Below are 19,891 nucleotides of genomic sequence, written 5' to 3' on the forward strand. Positions count from 1 at the left end.
ATCGTTGTCTATTAGCAAATTGAATCCGCCGGATAACGCGCCGGACAGACGGGGAGGGACGCACAAGTGATTTGATTTACCGACATTTTTCAGAATAACACTGACGAACACTTACGGTTCAGTCATTTACGCATTCCGCTTTCGCTTATATACTCGAGACTTTGCTAACAGCAACCAGACGGATTACATGTATCAACCTGTCGCTCTATTCATCGGCCTGCGTTATATGCGTGGGCGTGCAGCAGATCGCTTCGGTCGCTTCGTTTCCTGGCTTTCCACTATCGGCATTACCCTGGGGGTGATGGCCCTGGTCACGGTATTGTCAGTGATGAACGGTTTTGAGCGAGAACTGCAAAATAACATTCTTGGTTTGATGCCGCAGGCTATTCTCTCCGCTGAACATGGCTCTCTTAACCCGAATCAGGTGCCTGAAAAAGCCGTGGTTCTGCAAGGTGTTAACCGTATTGCGCCGCTAACGACGGGGGATGTCGTGCTGCAAAGCGCCCGCAGTGTTGCGGTTGGCGTGATGTTGGGGATCGATCCGGCGCAAAAAGATCCATTAACGCCGTATCTGGTCAATGTGAAGCAAAGCGAATTACAACCGGGTAAGTATAATGTCATCCTCGGCGAGCAACTCGCCGGCCAGTTAGGGGTCAACCGTGGCGATCAAATTCGGGTAATGGTGCCGTCCGCCAGCCAGTTTACGCCAATGGGACGCCTGCCCAGCCAGCGTCTGTTTACGGTGATTGGTACGTTTGCCGCCAACAGCGAGGTCGATGGCTATGAAATGCTGGTCAATATTCAGGACGCGTCGCGTTTAATGCGCTATCCGGCAGGTCATATTACCGGCTGGCGCTTGTGGCTGGATGAACCGCTGAAAGTCGATACGCTTAGTCAGCAGACACTGCCAAATGGCACGAAATGGCAGGACTGGCGCGAACGTAAAGGGGAGCTGTTCCAGGCCGTCCGCATGGAAAAGAACATGATGGGGCTATTGTTAAGCCTGATCGTGGCCGTTGCGGCTTTTAATATTATTACCTCGTTGGGCCTGATGGTTATGGAGAAGCAGGGCGAAGTGGCGATTTTACAAACCCAGGGGCTGACGCCGCGACAAATTATGATGGTCTTTATGGTGCAGGGCGCCAGTGCCGGGATTATCGGCGCGCTGTTGGGCGCCGCGCTGGGCGCATTGCTTGCCAGCCAACTGAATAACCTGATGCCGATCATCGGCGCGTTTCTGGATGGCGCTGCGTTGCCCGTGGCGATAGAGCCGTTACAGGTGATCGTTATCGCGTTGGTGGCAATGGCCATCGCGCTGCTTTCTACGCTTTATCCTTCCTGGCGCGCTGCCGCCACTCAACCCGCTGAGGCTTTACGTTATGAATAAGATCCTGTTGCAATGCGACAACCTGTGCAAACGCTATCAGGAAGGCACTGTGCAAACCGACGTGCTGCACAATGTCAGCTTCAGTATCGGCGAAGGCGAAATGATGGCAATCGTCGGCAGCTCAGGTTCTGGTAAAAGTACGCTGCTGCATCTGTTAGGCGGTCTGGATACGCCAACGTCCGGCGATGTGATTTTTAGCGGGCAGCCGATGAGCAAACTCTCCTCCGCGGCAAAAGCGGAATTACGTAACCAGAAGTTGGGGTTTATTTATCAGTTTCACCATCTTTTGCCGGATTTTACCGCGCTGGAAAACGTGGCGATGCCATTGTTGATCGGCAAAAAAAAGCCGACGGAGATTGATGCGCGTGCGCGTGAGATGCTGCACGCTGTAGGGCTGGAGCATCGTGCTACCCATCGCCCTTCAGAGCTTTCCGGCGGTGAGCGCCAGCGTGTCGCGATTGCGCGTGCGTTGGTTAACAACCCCCGTTTGGTTCTGGCTGATGAACCGACTGGTAATCTGGACGCGCGTAACGCCGACAGTATTTTTGGACTTCTGGGCGAGTTAAATCGCCTGCAGGGAACCGCATTTTTAGTTGTGACTCATGATCTGCAACTGGCGAAACGAATGCGCCGCCAGCTTGAGATGCGTGATGGCCGCCTGACGGCGGAACTGAGCCTGATGGGGGCGGAGTAATGGCATCGCCTTTATCACTGTTAATTGGGTTGCGTTTCAGTCGCGGACGGCGGCGCGGCGGTATGGTTTCGCTCATTTCCGTGATTTCTACTATTGGTATTGCGCTTGGCGTGGCGGTATTAATCGTCGGTTTAAGCGCCATGAACGGTTTCGAACGCGAGCTGAATAATCGTATCCTGGCGGTGGTGCCGCACGGGGAAATTGAAGCCGTCAACCAGCCGTGGACCAACTGGCGTGAAGCGCTGGCAAAAGTGCAGAAAGTGCCGGGTATTGCCGCCGCCGCGCCGTATATCAACTTTACCGGCCTGGTAGAGAGCGGGGCGAACTTACGTGCGATTCAGGTTAAAGGCGTCGACCCTAAGCAAGAGCAGCAGTTGAGTGCGCTACCGTCATTTGTACAGAATCACGCCTGGGATCATTTCAAAGCGGGCGAGCAGCAGGTCATTATCGGTAAAGGCGTCGCCGATGCGCTGAAAGTGAAACAGGGCGACTGGGTGTCAATAATGATCCCCAATGCTAACGCCGATCATAAACTGCTCCAGCCAAAACGCGTACGTTTGCATGTCATCGGTATTTTGCAACTGAGCGGCCAGCTCGATCACAGTTTTGCCATGATCCCGCTTGCAGATGCGCAGCAGTATCTGGATATGGGGTCCAGTGTTTCCGGTATCGCACTGAAAGTCCATGACGTGTTTAACGCCAACAAGCTGGTACGGGACGCGGGCGAGGTGACTAATAGCTATGTTTATATTAAAAGCTGGATTGGCACCTACGGCTATATGTATCGCGATATTCAGATGATTCGCGCCATTATGTATCTGGCAATGATTCTGGTGATCGGCGTGGCCTGTTTTAATATCGTTTCCACCTTAGTGATGGCGGTAAAAGACAAAAGCGGCGACATTGCAGTGTTAAGAACACTGGGAGCAAAAGATGGTTTAATTCGCGCCATTTTTGTCTGGTATGGACTCCTGGCGGGGTTGGCAGGCAGCCTGATTGGCGTAGTGCTCGGCATTGTCGTTTCGCTTCAGCTTACCACTATTATTAATGGGATTGAAAAAGCGATCGGGCATCAGTTTTTGTCCGGCGATATCTATTTTATCGACTTCCTGCCATCCGAATTGCACTGGTTAGATGTTGTTTACGTACTGGTCACGGCGTTGTTATTAAGCTTACTGGCGAGTTGGTATCCGGCGCGGCGGGCGAGCAACATTGACCCAGCGCGAGTATTGAGCGGCCAGTAATCGCGGAAGAAAAAACAAGGAGTGGTGATGTATTACGGGTTTGATATTGGCGGGACAAAAATTGCGTTAGGCGTATTTGATTCGACACGGCGGTTGCAGTGGGAAAAACGTGTTCCCACGCCCCATACCAACTATAGCGCGTTTTTAGATGCCGTGTGCGAGCTGGTCATGGAAGCCGATCAGCGATTTGGCGTAAAAGGCTCGGTAGGGATGGGTATACCCGGTATGCCGGAAACCGAGGCGGGTACGCTGTACGCCGCGAATGTCCCGGCGGCCAGTGGCAAACCGTTGCGCGCCGATCTCAGCGCCCGTCTGGATCGCGATGTGCGTCTGGACAATGACGCTAACTGTTTTGCCTTATCTGAAGCCTGGGATGATGAATTCACGCAATATCCTTTGGTCATGGGACTTATTCTCGGAACCGGCGTCGGTGGGGGGCTGGTACTAAATGGGAAGCCGATTACCGGTCGGAGTTACATTACTGGCGAGTTTGGCCATATGCGTTTACCGGTTGACGCGCTGGCATTGATGGGGTTTGATTTTCCTTTGCGCCGTTGTGGATGCGGTCAAATAGGCTGTATTGAAAACTATCTGTCCGGACGTGGGTTTGCATGGTTGTACCAGCACTATTACCATCAACCGCTGCAGGCGCCGGAAATTATCGCGTTGTGGGAGCAAGGCGATGAGCAGGCGCGGGCGCACGTTGAGCGCTATCTGGATTTACTGGCGGTTTGTCTGGGGAATATTCTGACGATTGTTGATCCTGATCTGGTAGTGATCGGTGGCGGATTATCAAACTTTACGGCAATAACAACGCAACTGGCGGAAAGACTGCCGCGCCATCTTCTCCCTGTTGCCCGCGTGCCGCGTATTGAGAGAGCGCGGCATGGGGATGCTGGTGGGATGCGCGGCGCTGCTTTTTTACATCTTACCGACTAATCAAAAAAGAGGTTGTTATGCAATCGCGTCGGTTTCATCGATTAAGCCGCTTTCGTAAAAATAAACGCCTGTTGCGTGAACGTCTGCGTCAGCGGATCTTTTTCAGAGACAGAGTGGTGCCGGAAATGATGGAAAACCCAAGAGTATTAGTTCTTACAGGCGCAGGAATTTCTGCAGAATCTGGTATTCGTACGTTTCGTGCGGCGGATGGCCTTTGGGAAGAGCATCGGGTTGAAGATGTGGCGACGCCGGAAGGATTTGCCCGTAACCCGACGCTGGTACAGTCTTTTTATAATGCCCGCCGTCAGCAGCTTCAACAACCGGAAATTCAACCCAATGCGGCGCATCTGGCGTTAGCGAAGCTTGAAGCGACGCTTGGCGATCGCTTTTTGCTGGTGACGCAAAATATCGACAATTTGCATGAGCGCGCAGGTAACCACAACATCATTCATATGCATGGCGAACTGTTGAAAGTACGCTGTTCACAGAGTGGTCAGATTCTGCAATGGAACGGCGATGTGATGCCGGAAGATAAATGCCACTGCTGCCAGTTCCCGGCGCCGCTGCGCCCGCACGTGGTATGGTTTGGCGAGATGCCGCTTGGCATGGATGAAATTTATATGGCGTTATCGATGGCGGATATTTTTATCGCTATCGGTACATCCGGTCATGTCTATCCGGCTGCGGGGTTTGTGCATGAAGCAAAACTGCATGGCGCGCATACGGTGGAGTTGAATCTTGAGCCAAGCCAGGTCGGCAGCGAGTTTGCAGAGAAGCACTACGGTCCGGCAAGTCAGATTGTGCCTGAATTTGTTGACAGGCTACTGAAGGGGCTATAGTTCTGTCTGCCGGACGACGCTGTATCGGGCCTGAGTTTCACGTAACGTTCATCTGTAGGCCCGATAGGCACTGCTATCGGGCATTTACTATTAGCTGAATCAGCGTCCTGCTTTCAGTTTCTGGTAGTATTCTTCATAAATCGCGCTGGCATCGCCGACATCGTTTTGCCATTCGCCTTTACTGATGGTTTGCGCATCCGGATAGAGCGATTTATCATTCGCTACCTCCGGGCTTAACAGCTTGCGCGCCGCAAGGTTTGGCGTCGGATAGCCGATGGTTTCCGCCACCTCTTTCGCCACGTCTGGACGCAGCAGGAAGTTGATCAGCTTCAGCGCGCCTTCTTTATTTTTCGCGTTCGCTGGAATCGCCAGACTATCCATCCAGAAGATACCGCCTTCCTTCGGCCAGACGACCTCCAGCGGCGTGCCAGCCTGACGTGCCACAAACGCGGAGCCATTCCACACCATTCCCAGATTCACTTCCCCTTCCATATACGGGTTCGCCGGGTTATCAGAGTTAAAGGCTGCAACGTTTGGCATCAGTTTTTTCAACTCTTCATATGCCGCTTTGATCTCTTTCGGATCAGTTGTGTTACCGGAATAACCCAACTTACGCAGCGCCATCTGGAACACTTCTCTCGCGTCGTCGGTCAACAACAGGCTATTTTTATACTCCGGCTTCCACAGGTCAGCCCAACTGGTAATGGTTTTCGGATCGATAGCATCGCTGTTAACGCCAATCGCTGTTGCACCCCAGATATACGGAACAGAGTAATCGTTGTTGGGGTCAAACGGTTTGTTGAGCATTTCCGGATCGAGGTTATGGAAATTGGTTAATTTCGACTTATCGATCTTCTGGATCATGCCCTCTTTGCGCATTTTATCGACATAGTAGGTGGAGGGTACGACCAGATCGTAGGCTCCATCCTTATAGGTTTTGAGTTTGGCGTACATGGTTTCATTCGACTCGTAGGTCGAATAAATAACCTTAATACCCGTTTCCTTAGTGAACTGCTCCAGCAGTCCTGGCGGCACGTACTCGGTCCAGTTATAGAAATAGAGCGTGTCGTTGTCGGAGGCCATAGCGGCATTCATGCCCAGAGCAAGAGCACCCGCCGTGAGCAGGTGGCGTGACCATTTTTTCATTTAACGTCCCCTGAGTTACGGGCCTTACCGGCCCTTGGTTTTATCACGAGCAATCATCTGGCTGGCAATGACCATGACCAGCGACAGTACCAGTAGAATTGTCGCCAGCGCGTTTACTTCCGGTGAAACGCCGACTTTTACCATGGAATAAATCTTTAAGGGTAAAATTTCATAGCCCGGTCCGGTGACAAACGACGAAACGACGACATCATCCATCGACAGGGTAAAGCTCAACAACCAGCCGGCCGCTACCGCGGGCATTGCCAGCGGTAGAATGATTTTGCGTAGAATTGTTACCTCACTGGCCCCCAGGTCTTTTGCGGCTTCCAGCATTCTGACATCAAAGCCTTTCAGGCGCGAATACACCGTCACTACCACAAACGGCAGGCAGAAGGTGATATGCGAGAATAGCAATGACCAGAAACCCAGTTGAATACCGAGCAACATAAACAGTACCAGTAGAGAGATCGCCATTACGATATCCGGCGACATCATCACCACAAACAGCATTCCGCTAACAAATGGCTTGCCGCGAAAGCGGTAACGGTAAAGCGCGACCGCTGTTAGCGAACCGATTATCGTGGCGAAGGTTGCCGAGAAGATCGCCATCGTCAGCGAATGTTGAGCAGCCTGTAACAGACTGTCATTATTAACCAGCAGTTCATACCATTTAGTCGTAAAGCCCTGCCAGTTGATGCCGAATCGCGAGCTGTTAAAGGAGTTCACAATCAAAATGATGATTGGGATATACAGATACGCATAGATAGCGGTCATAAAACCGCCGCGAAGCAGTCGACCCATCATTCGAGTTCCACCTTCTTATTCAGCAAACGGGAGACGCGCCAATATATCAACAGCATCAGTCCCATTACGATGGTCAACGTAATACTAGTGGCGGCGCCAAACGGCCAGTCGCGGATATTCAGGAACTGCACTTTAATGACGTTACCAATCAGCAGGTTTTTCGCACCACCCATTAAATCGGAGACGTAAAATAGCCCCATTGCCGGGAGCATCACCAGCAGGCAACCCGCGACAATGCCTGGCATGGTCAGAGGAATAATGATGCGAATGAACGTTTGCAGCTTGCTGGCGCCGAGGTCGCGTGCGGCCTCCAGCAAAGGTTTATCCAGTTTTTCAATGCTGGAGTAGAGCGGCATGACCATAAACGGCAGCAAAATGTAGACCAGGCCGATAATGACCGCGCCTGGGGTGAACATGATGCGAATCGGGGTATCAATCACACCCAACCACAGCAGAAACTCATTGAGATAGCCCTTTGTGCTGAGAAAAATTTTCAGCCCGTAGATGCGGATCAGCGAATTGGTCCAGAAAGGCACAATCAGCAAAAACAGCAATAGCGGGCGTATTTTTTCCGGTAGCTTCGCCAGAAACCAGGCAAAAGGATAGCCAAGCACCAGGCAGGAGAGGGTGGCGATCAGCGCCATATTCACTGAGTGCAGGAGCACTTCAAGATAAAGCGGATCGAGCAGGCGCGTGTAGTTATCCAGCGTAAAAACCATTTTGACGAAGTTGGCGTCGTCACGGGTCAGAAAGCTGGTGCCAATGATCATCAGGTTGGGCAGAAAGACAAACAACACAAGCCAACCGACGATAGTGACAATCACTATATTCTGGAATTTACTTGTGTTCTTCATCAGCCAGTACGACCTCCCAGCTTTCCACCCAATTAATGGCCATTTTTTGGTCAAGCGAATGGTCGAAATCAGGATCGTCTTCGTTGAAGAATTCACTGACCATCACCATTTTGCCATTTTCCAGTTCGACGACCGACTCCAGCGTCATGCCTTTGTAATTGCGCTCGCGTACGTAGCCGATAAGTCCTTCAATGTGGTTATCATCGTTGATCTCATCGACGCGCAGGTCCTCCGGTCGCAACAGAACGTTCAGCTTCTGGCCGGGGGTGACAGCGAAATTGACGTAAATATTGCACTCCCGCCCTTCAACGTTAGCGCGCACGCGCTGTTCATCAAGCCGTTCAATCACGGTCGCATCAAAGCGGTTAATTTCACCGATAAAGCCGGCGACGAATAGATTTTTCGGCTCTTCGTAGATTTCACGCGGCGTGCCATCTTGCTCGATAACGCCATTACGCATCACCACGATACGATCGGACATGGTTAACGCTTCTTCCTGATCGTGAGTAACAAAAACAAATGTGATGCCGAGTTTACGCTGTAACGCTTTTAGCTCGTTCTGCATTTGTTTGCGTAATTTATAGTCCAGCGCGGAGAGCGATTCATCCAGTAATAGCAGACGGGGTTTATTCACGACTGCACGGGCGATAGCCACGCGCTGCTGTTGTCCGCCGGAAAGCTGGTGCGGCTTACGTTGTGCAAATTCTTCTAACTGTACCATACGCAGAGCATCGGTAACGCGGGGCGCTATCTCGGCAGTGGGTGTTTTCTGCATTCGTAAGCCAAACGCGACGTTTTCAAATACCGTCATATGCGGAAATAAGGCGTAGCTTTGAAATACGGTATTTACATAACGATTTTCGGCGGGAACGTGGGTAATATCCTGGTTATCCAGCATGATATGCCCGGTATCAACGGTTTCCAGGCCGGCTATCAGGCGAAGAACGGTTGTTTTACCGCAACCGGAAGGGCCAAGCAGCGTGAGGAATTCGCCATTGTTAATGGTCAGATCCAGTTGCGAAATGACCTCTTTGCCATCGAAACTTTTGCTAATTCCCGACAAAAGCACCAGCGGTGAAAGCGAACGCGGTTGTTTATTCAATTTCTTACTCTGTCCCATGTAGACGCAACGGATGGCTGACCGTTGCGGGGTTTGTGGTTAACCACCTTAATCACTCTTAATGAGGGCGGTCATTCTACGGCAAACCACGGTAATCGCCAATCCTTGTTGCGAATTACTGACTTAGCTTTATAGTCAGAAAGCGTGTCAAAGTGAAATATTCTTGTTTGCAGGGATAAAAGTGACCTGACGCAATATTTGTCTTTTCTTGCTTATGAATAATGTTGTCACGAAAAGTGAGGGTGACTGCATGGATAAACTACTTGAGCGTTTTTTACACTACGTATCGCTGGATACCCAGTCAAAATCGGGTGTCCGGCAGGTTCCCAGCACTGAGGGGCAGTGGAAGTTATTACGTTTGCTCAAACAGCAGCTTGAAGAGATGGGGCTGGTTAACATTACATTAAGCGAAAAAGGGACGTTGATGGCGACGCTCCCGGCCAATATCGAAGGGGACATTCCCGCCATTGGCTTTATTTCCCATGTGGATACCTCTCCAGATTTCAGCGGTAAAAACGTTAACCCGCAGATTGTCGAGAACTACCGTGGCGGCGATATCGCATTAGGCATTGGCGATGAGGTACTGTCGCCTGTCATGTTCCCGGTGTTGCATCAACTGCTGGGGCAGACGCTGATTACTACCGATGGTAAAACCCTGCTGGGCGCGGATGATAAAGCCGGTGTTGCGGAGATCATGACTGCGCTGGCAGTATTGAAAGGTAATAATATTCCCCATGGTGAGATTAAGGTAGCATTTACGCCTGACGAAGAGGTAGGGAAAGGGGCGAAGCACTTCGACGTTGAGTCCTTTGGCGCACAGTGGGCCTATACGGTTGACGGCGGCGGTGTGGGGGAGCTGGAGTTTGAAAACTTTAATGCTGCCTCGGTGAATATCAAAATCGTTGGCAATAACGTACATCCTGGTACGGCAAAAGGCGTAATGATGAATGCGCTGTCGCTGGCGGCGCGAATTCATGCAGAAGTGCCCGCAGATGAAGCACCTGAAACGACCGAAGGCTATGAAGGGTTTTATCATCTGGCCAGCATGAAAGGTACCGTTGACCGGGCCGATATGCACTATATCATTCGCGATTTCGATCGTAAGCAGTTTGAAGCGCGCAAGCGTAAGATGATGGAGATTGCCAAAAAAGTCGGTAAGGGATTGCATCCGGACTGCTATATTGAACTGGTGATTGAGGACAGTTATTACAATATGCGCGAAAAAGTGGTTGAGTATCCGCATATTCTTGATATTGCCCAGCAGGCCATGCGCGACTGTGATATTGAACCACAGATGAAGCCGATTCGCGGCGGTACTGACGGCGCGCAGCTTTCTTTTATGGGGCTACCTTGTCCTAATCTCTTTACCGGCGGGTATAACTATCATGGTAAACATGAGTTTGTCACGCTGGAAGGGATGGAAAAAGCGGTGCAGGTGATTGTGCGTATTGCGGAGTTGACCGCGAAGCAGCCGTAATTTTGCCGCCGGATGATTGAGTGCCGAATGACGCTTCGCTTATCAGGCCTGCAAGGTCAGCGATCCTGTAGGCCTGATAAGACGCGTCAGCGGCGCCATCAGGCTTTACGCCATCCGGCGCGCACGTAACCTTATCCCTCGAAGAACCAGTACCCGCTGTTTATCAGCGACGCCAGCATGGCGAGGAACGATGGATCTTCCAATGCATCGCCAATGTTTTCGGCGCTGAGTACAATATGATCGGCAAGGGCCGCCAGAGCGGGGCGATGCGGAGAGTCGACTCTCTCGCCATTCACATAGACTTCATCGCCGATACGTAGTACGCGAAGACCGCCGAGACGCACCAGCACGCCGCCATGCTTTAAGACATCATAAATCTCATCGGGTTGATACGGCGGCTCCGGCGGCGCAATATCCAGTTCGTGGCGTGACTGGGAGATAAACTCGCCCAACCACTGCTGGAAGTGTGCCGGTTGATTGATCAAATCGAGCATCATATTGCGTAGTTTATCCATTTCCTGCGGCAGGATATCGGCTGGATGCTCGCGTGAAGGCATATCCGGATCGCTGTAGTAAGTATTACCCAGTTCTCGTTGCAGCACATAATCGGCAAAACCGCTGATCAGCTCACGGGTATTGGGTGCGCGAAAACCAACGGAATAGTTCATGGCGTTTTCCAGCGCATAACCTTCATGCGGGAATCCAGGCGGAATATACAGAATGTCGCCCGGCTCCAGCTCTTCGTCGATAAAGGCCTCGAAAGGATCGACCTGCAACAGATCAGGGTGTGGGCAGTGCTGTCGCATTGGCAGCTTTTCTCCCACACGCCAGCGGCGGCGCCCGGTACCCTGGATAATAAATACATCATACTGATCCAGATGTGGGCCAACGCCGCCACCGGGAACTGAAAATGAGATCATCAGATCGTCGATACGCCAGTCCGGTAGCGCGCGGAACGGACGCATCAACGCGGCGGTCGGTTCATGCCAGTGGTTTACCGCCTGTACCAGCAGCGACCAGTTGTTCTCACCGAGATGATCGTAGCTTTCAAAGGGACCGTGGCTGACCTGCCATTTCCCCTCCTGGTGGCTGACGAGGCGACTGTCGATTTCGCTTTCCATCGCCAGCCCTGCCAGTTCATCCGGCGAGAGCGGATCGATAAAATGGGTAAACCCACGTTTTAAGACGACCGGGCGTTTTTGCCAGTGACGTTCAAGAAAGTCGGGCCAGTTAAGAGTTAATTGGTATTCCATGTTAAGTATCCGCAGGCTGGTATCTGACACCGATTATAACGGATGCTTAGCGAGATGCGCGGCAGAACGCACAGAAATGTTTACTCCTCTTTCTGGGTAGGATGTTGTCGGCCAAAAACGACTTCCATGCGGGCACCGCCAAGCAGGCTGTCGCTGGCGATAATATGTCCGGCGTATTGTTCCGTAATCTCGCGGGCGACAGCCAGTCCTACGCCTTGTCCCGGTCGTAGAGTATCGGCGCGCTGGCCGCGATCAAACACCAGGGAACGTTTACTGTGAGGGATGCCCGGCCCGTCATCTTCAACAAAAATATGCAAATTATCATCCGTCTGGCGAGCCGAAATTTCCACGAACTCCAGGCAATATTTGCAGGCGTTGTCCAGTACGTTGCCCATTACTTCGACAAAGTCATTTTGTTCGCCGACAAAACTGATCTCCGGTGAGATATCCATACTGATATTCACGCCTTTACGCTGGTAAACTTTATTAAGCGCAGAGATCAGGTTATCCAACTGCGGCGCGACAGGATGTAGTTCGCGGCTTAACAATACGCCGCTGCCACGCATACTGGCACGATGCAAATAATATCCGATTTGCTGGGAAATCCGGCTAATCTGCTCCAGCATCACCGGCTCGGCTTTACTGACGCTCATTTTTTCGTTGCGTAAAGAGCGTAGCGTACTCTGCAATACCGCGAGCGGCGTTTTTAAACTGTGCGTCAGGTCGGTCAGGGTCGTGCGGTATTTGTTGTAACGTTCACGTTCGCTTTTTAACAGCTGATTAAGGTTACGCACCAGGCTGGTGAGCTCACGTGTTGTTTCAGGATTGAGCATTTCACGGTGATGCTCTTCAAGCTCCCGGACTTCCCGCGCCAGCGCCTCGATAGGGCGTAAACTCCACCAGGCAGCGATCCACAACAAAGGAATGACTAACAGTAAATTGGCCGCCAGAACGTATACGAACCAGCTCCATACCATATATGAGCGTTTTAGCTCTATTGGAATAGTATCGACCACGACGATCGTTAACTGCGGCATTCGCGCCGTAGCAGGATAAATATTCACCGCTACCGAGTGGGTCATTTCCGCGTCATCGTCATCTTCACGGACTTCTTTAAGCTTCTCCTGTGCGGAGTGGTCTTCGCTTAATAGTGTGCTGGTAGCGTCTACGTTAGTTTCAATTTCATGAAAACCATTCGTTTTTAACCAGTCCGGTTGAATACTTTTTATCAGCCAGGGAATATTGCGCTGCGTCCATAATAATTTGCCCGTTTCATCGTAAATCAGCGTCATGGTTGGGCTTTGCATATCCAGATTTTCAGGTAACTCAACGCTGATTTTATTATCTTCCCATTTAGCGAGGGTATAAAACAGATTGCTTTCCCCGCGCAGCAGGCGAAATGTGGTTTTATCAAAACTCACGCTATAGCCGACCAGCGCGACCATGCCATAAGCCAGAGAAAGTACCAGTACGACGCCAGCTGTCGCCAGCAAAAAGCGAACCCGCAGCGACAGCGGCAAAAAATGGCGAGCAAATTTATTCATTAGCGCAATTCGAAAAGGTATCCTTGCCCGCGCACAGTGGTAATCACATCATGCGGATACTGGGCCTGTATTTTTTTTCGCAGGCGCCCCATGAGAACATCAATGGTATGGCTTTCCCGCAGTTCAGCATCCGGATATAGCTGAAGCATCAGCGAATCTTTGCTGACAACTTTACCATTATTACGGATAAGCGTTTCCATAATGGTGTATTCGAACGCCGTGAGTTTAATAACCTCTTCATTAACGGATAATTCCCGGCGAGAAAGATCTACCTGGAAAGGCGGGATATTGATCACCTGAGAGGCCAGGCCGCTATTACGGCGCATCAGCGCCTGCATACGCGCCATAACCTCCTCAATATGAAACGGCTTCGTCACGTAGTCATCGGCACCGGAGCTGAGGACTTCGACTTTATCCTGCCAGCCTTCGCGCGCGGTTAATACCAGAACCGGCAGTGAAACGTCACTGCTGCGCCAGCGGCGAATTAAGGAAAGGCCGTCTTCATCCGGCAGACCTAAATCGACAATCGCGATGTCCGGCAGATGCTCATTAAGGTAGTAATCGGCTTCCCTGGCATCTTCTGCGGCATCGACCTGGTGACCTGAATCCTGGAGTTGAACCTTCAGGTGGTGGCGTAATAATGCATTATCCTCTACAACCAGTACGCGCATCATCTCTTCTCCCTTGTGTTAACAATAAGAACAGTCTAGCGTTGATTATGGTGCTGTGGGGATAAACATTTAATAAACCAGACAAATAGTCACCCTCTTTCTGCAGGAAAGAGGGTGAGGTACACACTATTTAAGTTCGTCGACCAGAGTCATGGCGCGACCAATATAATTCGCCGGAGTCATGGCCTTAAGGCGCGTTTTTTCAGCTTCCGGTAAAGCCAGGCTATCGATAAACTGTTTCATTCCTTCGGCATCGACACGTTTGCCACGCGTCAACTCTTTCAGTTTTTCATAAGGTTTTTCAATACCGTATCGGCGCATCACGGTCTGAATAGGTTCAGCTAATACTTCCCAATTATGGTCCAGTTCATCCAGCAGGTGCTCGCGATTCACTTCCAGTTTACTGACGCCCTTGAGGGTGGACTGATAAGCGATCAGCGCATAGCCGATGCCGACGCCCAGATTACGCAGAACGGTGGAGTCGGTCAGATCGCGCTGCCAACGAGAGACCGGCAGTTTATTTGCCAGATGTTGCAATACCGCATTCGACAGGCCCAGATTACCTTCTGAGTTTTCAAAGTCGATTGGGTTAACCTTATGCGGCATAGTGGATGAACCAATTTCCCCGGCAATCGTTTTTTGTTTGAAATGATTTAAGGCTATATAGCCCCAGACATCGCGATCAAAATCGATCAGAATGGTATTAAAGCGCGCGATGCAGTCAAACAGCTCCGCAATATAATCATGAGGTTCAATCTGAGTGGTATAGGGGTTCCACTGGATGCCCAGCGAGGTGACGAACTCTTCGCTGAACTGATGCCAGTCAACGTCCGGATACGCGGCGATATGGGCATTATAGTTGCCAACGGCGCCGTTAATTTTACCGAGAATCTCCACCTGGTTTAGCTGGCGGAACTGACGCTCCATACGATACGCCACGTTCGCCATCTCTTTACCCAGAGTGGACGGTGTTGCCGGCTGGCCGTGGGTGCGGGAGAGCAGGGGGATATCGCGATACTGCGTGGCGAGATCTTTTACTGCGTCGATCATTTTGCGCCAGTACGGGAGAATAACCTCGTCGCGGGCGGTTTTTAGCATCAGTGCGTGAGACAGGTTATTAATATCTTCCGAGGTACAGGCAAAGTGGATGAATTCGGAGACCGCGTGCAGTTCCGGGATGTCCGCCACTTTTTCTTTCAGAAAATACTCAACCGCTTTAACGTCGTGATTGGTGGTACGCTCAATGGTTTTGATGCGTGCGGCATCTTCTTCATTAAAGTTGGCAATAAGAGTATCCAGGTAACCGTTTGCGTCGGCAGCAAAAGCAGGAACTTCCTTGATCGCTGCGTGCGCGGCTAATTTTTGCAGCCAACGTACTTCAACTTGTACACGGAATTTCAGCAAACCGTATTCACTGAAAATCCCGCGCAGCGCGCTGACTTTGTCGCCGTAGCGTCCATCGACAGGGGAAACGGCGGTCAGTGAGGATAATTCCATAGATCATAACTCCGGGGTTAAATGAGCAAGAATTTGTTTTGCCTGAGTCGTCAGGCGATGACGAGAAAACATAAGCTGCAGGCGGCCACCGCCTACCTGATGCCAGAGCACGGCTGCGCGGATACCAGCCAGAAGTGAAGCGCGAACTTTAGCCTGAACCTGCGGGCTTTGCAGGACAGCCGGGGAGCCCGTTACCTGAATGCGCGGGCCCAGCGGGCTGATAACATCGACATAAATACCCGCCATCGCGCTCATCAGGGTATCAGACTGTAAGTCGAAATGGTCAAGCTGGCGCTGTAATCCGTTAATACGATCGCCTAACGTATTCAGCGCCCCTTTAGCCGATGATAGCTTGCGCTCCAGTACCATCAGACTAAGTGTATAGCGCGTCAGTTCGGCGTTAAGTCCCTGCCGACTGCTGGCGTTAAGCACGCCGAGCAGCGTTTCCAGACCGAGACGCAGGTTAGCTTCGCTTCCGCCGAATACATCCAGCGTAGAACTGGGGTTCATATCAATGACACTGTTGAGTGAAACGTGTAGCGCGTCGGCATCACAGTGCCCCTGGTGCGCCAACTGCTGTACCAGGCGCGCCGACTGGCAAATGCCTGCCAGCGCCAGGGTGATGTCATAATAGTTCTTTGCCACGTTCACTGCTTCCTTGTATGAGTTTGAGTTAACTATTACGCCGGCAGGGGCAGGCGTTGCTCAATGATGCCGCCGCCCAGGCACACTTCGCCGCTATAGAAAACGGCGGACTGCCCGGGAGTGACCGCGGCAACGGGTTCGTCAAAAATCACTTCAATACGATCGTTATCCAGCGCTTTCACGGTGCAAGGGATATCCGTTTGACGATAGCGGGTTTTCACCGTGCAACGCAGGGTACCGATAAAGGGGGCCCGATCGACCCAGTGTAATTGTTGCGCAATCAGCCCGATGGACATCAGGCGCGGATGATCGTGCCCCTGGGCAACGATCAGAATATTGTTTTCAACATCTTTATCCACCACGTACCACGGATCTTCCGAACCGTCTTTGGTACCGCCGATGCCCAGCCCTTTACGCTGCCCAAGGGTGTGGTACATCAACCCTTGATGCTCGCCGATTTCCTCGCCGTCCACGGTAAGTATTTTGCCTGGCTGCGCCGGAAGATAACGGCCAAGAAATTCACGGAATTTGCGTTCGCCAATGAAGCAGATACCGGTAGAGTCTTTTTTCTTCGCTGTGACCAGACCAAGATCTTCAGCAATCTTACGTACCTGAGGTTTTTCCAGCTCGCCAACCGGAAACAGACTTTGCGCGATCTGTTCATGACCGAGGGTATACAGGAAGTAGCTCTGGTCTTTATTACCGTCGAGGCCACGCAACAGGCGGCTTTTACCGTTGACGTCCGCACGACGAACATAGTGACCGGTGGCGATATAGTCGGCACCTAAATCTTCAGCGGCGAATTCGAGGAAGGCTTTAAACTTAATTTCTTTATTGCACAGAATATCCGGGTTCGGCGTACGCCCGGCTTTGTATTCCTCAAGGAACAGCTCAAAGACGTTATCCCAGTATTCTGCGGCAAAGTTAACGGTATGCAGTTCAATGCCAAGCTTATCGCATACGGCCTGTGCGTCAGCCAGATCGGCTGCCGCTGTACAATATTCCTCACCGTCGTCCTCTTCCCAGTTCTTCATAAACAGGCCTTCTACCTGATAACCCTGCTGTTGCAATAGCCAGGCAGAAACGGAGGAATCGACACCGCCGGACATGCCGACGATCACTTTTTTTGGGCTTTCAGACATAGGAATACTCACGACATTGAACTTCAAGGCGGCGTATTCTACCACGCAGCCCCTTACTTGACACCCTCTGTAAACGGCCAGTTAAATTCGCTAATGAGGGATAAAGGGTAACGTTTCCCCGTTTGATAACTGCGAATACTTTCAGCCACCAGGGGAGAACGTAGATTGGGCGCGTTGAGAATGTCGTCGGCATTAACCCAATGACAACTGTCGATGTCGCTGTCATGCGGTTCGGTGGCGCAGATATGATCAAGCTCAATAGAAAATAAAAAGCGTAAGAAGGGGGTTTTATCCGGCGCAATCCACTGATGCATGCGGATAAAGTACTGTGGTTGTGCCGTGATGCCCGTCTCTTCCCACAGCTCGCGCGCGGCAGCCTGTGCCAGAGTTTCATCTGCTTCCAGATGCCCGGCAGGCTGATTCCATAATGCCTTGCCGTTAATGGTCTCTTCTACCACCAAAAATTTGTCCTCTGCATGTACAATGCAGGCGACGGTGACGTGCGGTTTGAACATATTTTTTCCTTATTCTGTCACATCCCGCCATGCACCGCTGGCAAGATTATCCAGCGTATAGTTTCCCATCGCATAACGTATTAGGCGCAAAGTTGGATGACCAACATGCGCTGTCATGCGCCTTAGCTGGCGGTTACGACCTTCATATAAAGTGACTTTTAACCAGGCTGTGGGAATATTTTTGCGTTCGCGAATCGGCGGGGTGCGCGGCCACAGCCAGTCCGGCTCCGCGACAATCTCAATACCGGCAGGTAGTGTAGGGCCATCGTTAAGCGTGACGCCAGTACGAAGCGCCTGCAGCGCGTCGTGATCCGGGATGCCTTCTACCTGAACATAGTAAATCTTGCCGGTACGTTTGCCTGGTTGTGTAAGGCGCGCCTGTAGCGCGCCGTCATTAGTCAGTACCAAAAGTCCTTCGCTGTCGCGGTCCAGGCGGCCTGCGGCATAAACACCCTGCACAGGAATAAAATCTTTTAACGTGCGGCGGCCTGCTTCATCCGTAAATTGCGGCAACACATCGTAAGGTTTATTGAACAACACCACGCGCTTTGGCTGATTTACTTTCCGTTGCTGAGACGCTTGTCGAGAGCTGAATCGCTTAACCTGGTGATTTCTAAAAGAAGTTTTTTGCATGGTATTTTCAGAGCTTATTAATTGCCGCATTATAGCGCAATAACGAGTGTCTTTCATGGCGGCAAACATTAGGGTACTATTGACATGCTCATTACAAAACATTAACAAAAAATTGCTCTAACGCAGTCGTGCAGCAGGACGCAAGTGCACATGCAGCGCGATGACAGACGAGCAAACCAGAAGCGCTCGAAGGAGAGGTGAATGGAAAGCAAAGTAGTTGTTCCGGCGGAAGGTAAAAAGATCACCCTGCAAAACGGCAAACTCAACGTTCCTGAGAATCCGATTATCCCGTTTATTGAAGGCGACGGTATCGGTGTTGATGTAACCCCTGCCATGCTCAAAGTGGTCGATGCCGCAGTCGAAAAAGCCTATAAAGGTGAGCGTAAAATTTCCTGGATGGAAATTTACACCGGTGAGAAATCCACCCAGGTTTACGGCCAGGACGTCTGGCTACCTGCTGAAACCCTTGATCTGATTCGTGAATACCGTGTGGCTATCAAAGGCCCGTTGACCACGCCGGTCGGTGGCGGTATTCGTTCTCTGAACGTGGCGCTGCGTCAGGAACTCGACCTGTACGTTTGTCTGCGCCCGGTCCGTTACTATCAGGGCACCCCGAGCCCGGTAAAGCATCCTGAACTGACCGATATGGTCATCTTCCGTGAAAACTCCGAAGATATCTACGCGGGTATTGAGTGGAAAGCCGATTCCGCCGACGCTGAGAAAGTGATCAAATTCCTGCGCGAAGAGATGGGCGTGAAGAAAATTCGCTTCCCTGAACATTGCGGTATTGGTATCAAACCGTGTTCTGAAGAAGGCACCAAACGTCTGGTCCGTGCGGCAATTGAGTACGCCATCACTAACGATCGTGACTCCGTGACACTGGTCCATAAAGGCAACATCATGAAGTTCACCGAAGGCGCGTTTAAAGACTGGGGTTACCAGTTGGCGCGTGACGAGTTCGGTGGCGAACTGATCGACGGCGGCCCGTGGATGAAAATCAAGAACCCGAACACCGGCAAAGAGATCGTGGTGAAAGACGTTATCGCCGATGCCTTCCTGCAGCAGATCCTGCTGCGTCCGGCGGAATATGACGTTATCGCCTGCATGAACCTGAACGGTGACTATATCTCCGATGCGCTGGCAGCGCAGGTTGGCGGTATTGGTATTGCGCCTGGGGCAAACATTGGTGATGAATGTGCGCTGTTCGAAGCAACCCACGGTACTGCGCCGAAATATGCAGGCCAGGACAAAGTAAACCCAGGCTCTATCATTCTGTCCGCTGAGATGATGCTGCGTCACATGCAGTGGTTCGAAGCGGCGGATCTGATTGTTAAAGGTATGGAAGGCGCGATTGCCGCGAAGACCGTGACCTATGACTTTGAACGCCTGATGGAAGGCGCTAAGCTGCTGAAATGTTCAGAGTTTGGCGACGCGATTATCGCGAATATGTAATACCGATAATTGCTAAAACATTAACGGGGGCTTAA

Annotated in this window: 19 protein-coding genes; 7 read left to right on the top strand and 12 right to left on the bottom strand. The window is 51.4% G+C overall.

Features of this window, described 5'->3' with window-relative positions; genetic code table 11:
* Positions 1-187: 187 nt before the first annotated feature.
* Genes lolC through cobB form a run of 5 tightly spaced genes read left to right on the top strand, consistent with a single transcriptional unit; the run spans position 188 to position 5,103 of the window.
* Positions 188-1,387: a lipoprotein-releasing ABC transporter permease subunit LolC gene (lolC, locus tag SBG_RS05500; RefSeq protein WP_000284701.1), complete on the top strand. Its 1,200-nt coding sequence runs from the start codon at positions 188-190 to the stop codon at positions 1,385-1,387.
* Complete coding sequence (gene lolD, locus SBG_RS05505; protein ID WP_001033715.1) at positions 1,380-2,081, top strand: lipoprotein-releasing ABC transporter ATP-binding protein LolD; 702 nt, start codon at positions 1,380-1,382, stop codon at positions 2,079-2,081. The genes lolC and lolD overlap by 8 nt, the downstream gene beginning before the upstream one ends.
* Positions 2,081-3,325, top strand: coding sequence for a lipoprotein-releasing ABC transporter permease subunit LolE (lolE, locus tag SBG_RS05510; protein WP_000168097.1), 1,245 nt, complete (start codon positions 2,081-2,083; stop codon positions 3,323-3,325). The genes lolD and lolE overlap by 1 nt, the downstream gene beginning before the upstream one ends.
* Before the next feature lie 27 nt (positions 3,326-3,352).
* A complete protein-coding gene (gene nagK / locus SBG_RS05515) occupies positions 3,353-4,264 on the top strand; it encodes an N-acetylglucosamine kinase (protein WP_000291324.1) in 912 nt (303 codons plus the stop codon).
* Positions 4,265-4,281: 17 nt separating this feature from the next.
* On the top strand, positions 4,282-5,103 hold the full coding sequence (gene cobB, locus SBG_RS05520; protein WP_001191858.1) for a Sir2 family NAD+-dependent deacetylase: 822 nt from the start codon (positions 4,282-4,284) through the stop codon (positions 5,101-5,103).
* Positions 5,104-5,202: 99 nt separating this feature from the next.
* Here cobB and potD read toward each other — a convergent pair whose 3' ends face one another.
* The 4 genes from potD to potA are packed head-to-tail and all read right to left on the bottom strand — an operon-like array spanning position 5,203 to position 9,027.
* A complete protein-coding gene (potD, locus tag SBG_RS05525; protein WP_000759340.1) occupies positions 5,203-6,249 on the bottom strand; it encodes a spermidine/putrescine ABC transporter substrate-binding protein PotD in 1,047 nt (348 codons plus the stop codon).
* A gap of 24 nt (positions 6,250-6,273) precedes the next feature.
* Complete coding sequence (gene potC, locus SBG_RS05530) at positions 6,274-7,053, bottom strand: spermidine/putrescine ABC transporter permease PotC (RefSeq protein ID WP_000971934.1); 780 nt, start codon at positions 7,051-7,053, stop codon at positions 6,274-6,276.
* The gene (potB, locus tag SBG_RS05535) at positions 7,050-7,907 is read right to left on the bottom strand and encodes a spermidine/putrescine ABC transporter permease PotB (RefSeq protein WP_000799378.1); all 858 of its coding nucleotides are present in this window, start codon (positions 7,905-7,907) and stop codon (positions 7,050-7,052) included. Before potB ends, potC begins: the two co-directional genes overlap by 4 nt.
* A complete protein-coding gene (gene potA / locus SBG_RS05540) occupies positions 7,891-9,027 on the bottom strand; it encodes a spermidine/putrescine ABC transporter ATP-binding protein PotA (RefSeq protein WP_000531584.1) in 1,137 nt (378 codons plus the stop codon). Before potA ends, potB begins: the two co-directional genes overlap by 17 nt.
* Positions 9,028-9,277: 250 nt before the next feature.
* Here potA and pepT point away from each other — a divergent pair, with 250 nt between their 5' ends.
* On the top strand, positions 9,278-10,504 hold the full coding sequence (gene pepT, locus SBG_RS05545) for a peptidase T (protein ID WP_000359406.1): 1,227 nt from the start codon (positions 9,278-9,280) through the stop codon (positions 10,502-10,504).
* Between the two features lie 131 nt (positions 10,505-10,635).
* Here the strand turns inward: pepT and SBG_RS05550 are convergent, their stop codons facing one another.
* The 8 genes from SBG_RS05550 to rluE all read right to left on the bottom strand — a co-directional run bounded on the left by SBG_RS05550 (position 10,636) and on the right by rluE (position 18,434).
* A complete protein-coding gene (locus SBG_RS05550) occupies positions 10,636-11,757 on the bottom strand; it encodes a ribosomal protein uL16 3-hydroxylase (RefSeq protein WP_000456518.1) in 1,122 nt (373 codons plus the stop codon).
* 80 nt (positions 11,758-11,837) lie between these two features.
* Entirely contained in the window at positions 11,838-13,301 is a 1,464-nt protein-coding gene (gene phoQ, locus SBG_RS05555; RefSeq protein ID WP_001031691.1) for a two-component system sensor histidine kinase PhoQ, read from the bottom strand.
* The gene (gene phoP / locus SBG_RS05560; RefSeq protein ID WP_001537766.1) at positions 13,301-13,972 is read right to left on the bottom strand and encodes a two-component system response regulator PhoP; all 672 of its coding nucleotides are present in this window, start codon (positions 13,970-13,972) and stop codon (positions 13,301-13,303) included. The genes phoQ and phoP overlap by 1 nt, the downstream gene beginning before the upstream one ends.
* Positions 13,973-14,098: 126 nt before the next feature.
* On the bottom strand, positions 14,099-15,469 hold the full coding sequence (gene purB, locus SBG_RS05565) for an adenylosuccinate lyase (RefSeq protein ID WP_000423754.1): 1,371 nt from the start codon (positions 15,467-15,469) through the stop codon (positions 14,099-14,101).
* 3 nt (positions 15,470-15,472) lie between these two features.
* Complete coding sequence (hflD, locus tag SBG_RS05570) at positions 15,473-16,114, bottom strand: high frequency lysogenization protein HflD (protein ID WP_015702828.1); 642 nt, start codon at positions 16,112-16,114, stop codon at positions 15,473-15,475.
* A gap of 35 nt (positions 16,115-16,149) precedes the next feature.
* A complete protein-coding gene (gene mnmA, locus SBG_RS05575) occupies positions 16,150-17,256 on the bottom strand; it encodes a tRNA 2-thiouridine(34) synthase MnmA (RefSeq protein ID WP_015702829.1) in 1,107 nt (368 codons plus the stop codon).
* 53 nt (positions 17,257-17,309) lie between these two features.
* The gene (locus SBG_RS05580; protein WP_000476061.1) at positions 17,310-17,771 is read right to left on the bottom strand and encodes an NUDIX hydrolase; all 462 of its coding nucleotides are present in this window, start codon (positions 17,769-17,771) and stop codon (positions 17,310-17,312) included.
* Between the two features lie 9 nt (positions 17,772-17,780).
* A complete protein-coding gene (gene rluE, locus SBG_RS05585) occupies positions 17,781-18,434 on the bottom strand; it encodes a 23S rRNA pseudouridine(2457) synthase RluE (RefSeq protein ID WP_015702830.1) in 654 nt (217 codons plus the stop codon).
* 171 nt (positions 18,435-18,605) lie between these two features.
* Here rluE and icd point away from each other — a divergent pair, with 171 nt between their 5' ends.
* Positions 18,606-19,856 (top strand): NADP-dependent isocitrate dehydrogenase, encoded by a 1,251-nt coding sequence (gene icd / locus SBG_RS05590; RefSeq protein ID WP_000444467.1) that lies wholly within the window; start codon positions 18,606-18,608, stop codon positions 19,854-19,856.
* Positions 19,857-19,891 lie beyond the last annotated feature (35 nt).

This window comes from Salmonella bongori NCTC 12419 (assembly GCF_000252995.1).
Taxonomy (GTDB): Bacteria; Pseudomonadota; Gammaproteobacteria; order Enterobacterales; family Enterobacteriaceae; genus Salmonella; species Salmonella bongori.

What these genes read in the sequence shown, in the direction of transcription:
- lolC (WP_000284701.1), top strand. Translation starts at nt 188, where the DNA reads ATGTATCAACCTGTCGCTCTATTCATCGGCCTGCGTTATATGCGTGGG.
- lolD (WP_001033715.1), top strand. Translation starts at nt 1,380, where the DNA reads ATGAATAAGATCCTGTTGCAATGCGACAACCTGTGCAAACGCTATCAG.
- lolE (WP_000168097.1), top strand. Translation starts at nt 2,081, where the DNA reads ATGGCATCGCCTTTATCACTGTTAATTGGGTTGCGTTTCAGTCGCGGA.
- nagK (WP_000291324.1), top strand. Translation starts at nt 3,353, where the DNA reads ATGTATTACGGGTTTGATATTGGCGGGACAAAAATTGCGTTAGGCGTA.
- cobB (WP_001191858.1), top strand. Translation starts at nt 4,282, where the DNA reads ATGCAATCGCGTCGGTTTCATCGATTAAGCCGCTTTCGTAAAAATAAA.
- potD (WP_000759340.1), bottom strand. Translation starts at nt 6,249, where the DNA reads ATGAAAAAATGGTCACGCCACCTGCTCACGGCGGGTGCTCTTGCTCTG.
- potC (WP_000971934.1), bottom strand. Translation starts at nt 7,053, where the DNA reads ATGATGGGTCGACTGCTTCGCGGCGGTTTTATGACCGCTATCTATGCG.
- potB (WP_000799378.1), bottom strand. Translation starts at nt 7,907, where the DNA reads ATGAAGAACACAAGTAAATTCCAGAATATAGTGATTGTCACTATCGTC.
- potA (WP_000531584.1), bottom strand. Translation starts at nt 9,027, where the DNA reads ATGGGACAGAGTAAGAAATTGAATAAACAACCGCGTTCGCTTTCACCG.
- pepT (WP_000359406.1), top strand. Translation starts at nt 9,278, where the DNA reads ATGGATAAACTACTTGAGCGTTTTTTACACTACGTATCGCTGGATACC.
- SBG_RS05550 (WP_000456518.1), bottom strand. Translation starts at nt 11,757, where the DNA reads ATGGAATACCAATTAACTCTTAACTGGCCCGACTTTCTTGAACGTCAC.
- phoQ (WP_001031691.1), bottom strand. Translation starts at nt 13,301, where the DNA reads ATGAATAAATTTGCTCGCCATTTTTTGCCGCTGTCGCTGCGGGTTCGC.
- phoP (WP_001537766.1), bottom strand. Translation starts at nt 13,972, where the DNA reads ATGCGCGTACTGGTTGTAGAGGATAATGCATTATTACGCCACCACCTG.
- purB (WP_000423754.1), bottom strand. Translation starts at nt 15,469, where the DNA reads ATGGAATTATCCTCACTGACCGCCGTTTCCCCTGTCGATGGACGCTAC.
- mnmA (WP_015702829.1), bottom strand. Translation starts at nt 17,256, where the DNA reads ATGTCTGAAAGCCCAAAAAAAGTGATCGTCGGCATGTCCGGCGGTGTC.
- SBG_RS05580 (WP_000476061.1), bottom strand. Translation starts at nt 17,771, where the DNA reads ATGTTCAAACCGCACGTCACCGTCGCCTGCATTGTACATGCAGAGGAC.
- rluE (WP_015702830.1), bottom strand. Translation starts at nt 18,434, where the DNA reads ATGCGGCAATTAATAAGCTCTGAAAATACCATGCAAAAAACTTCTTTT.
- icd (WP_000444467.1), top strand. Translation starts at nt 18,606, where the DNA reads ATGGAAAGCAAAGTAGTTGTTCCGGCGGAAGGTAAAAAGATCACCCTG.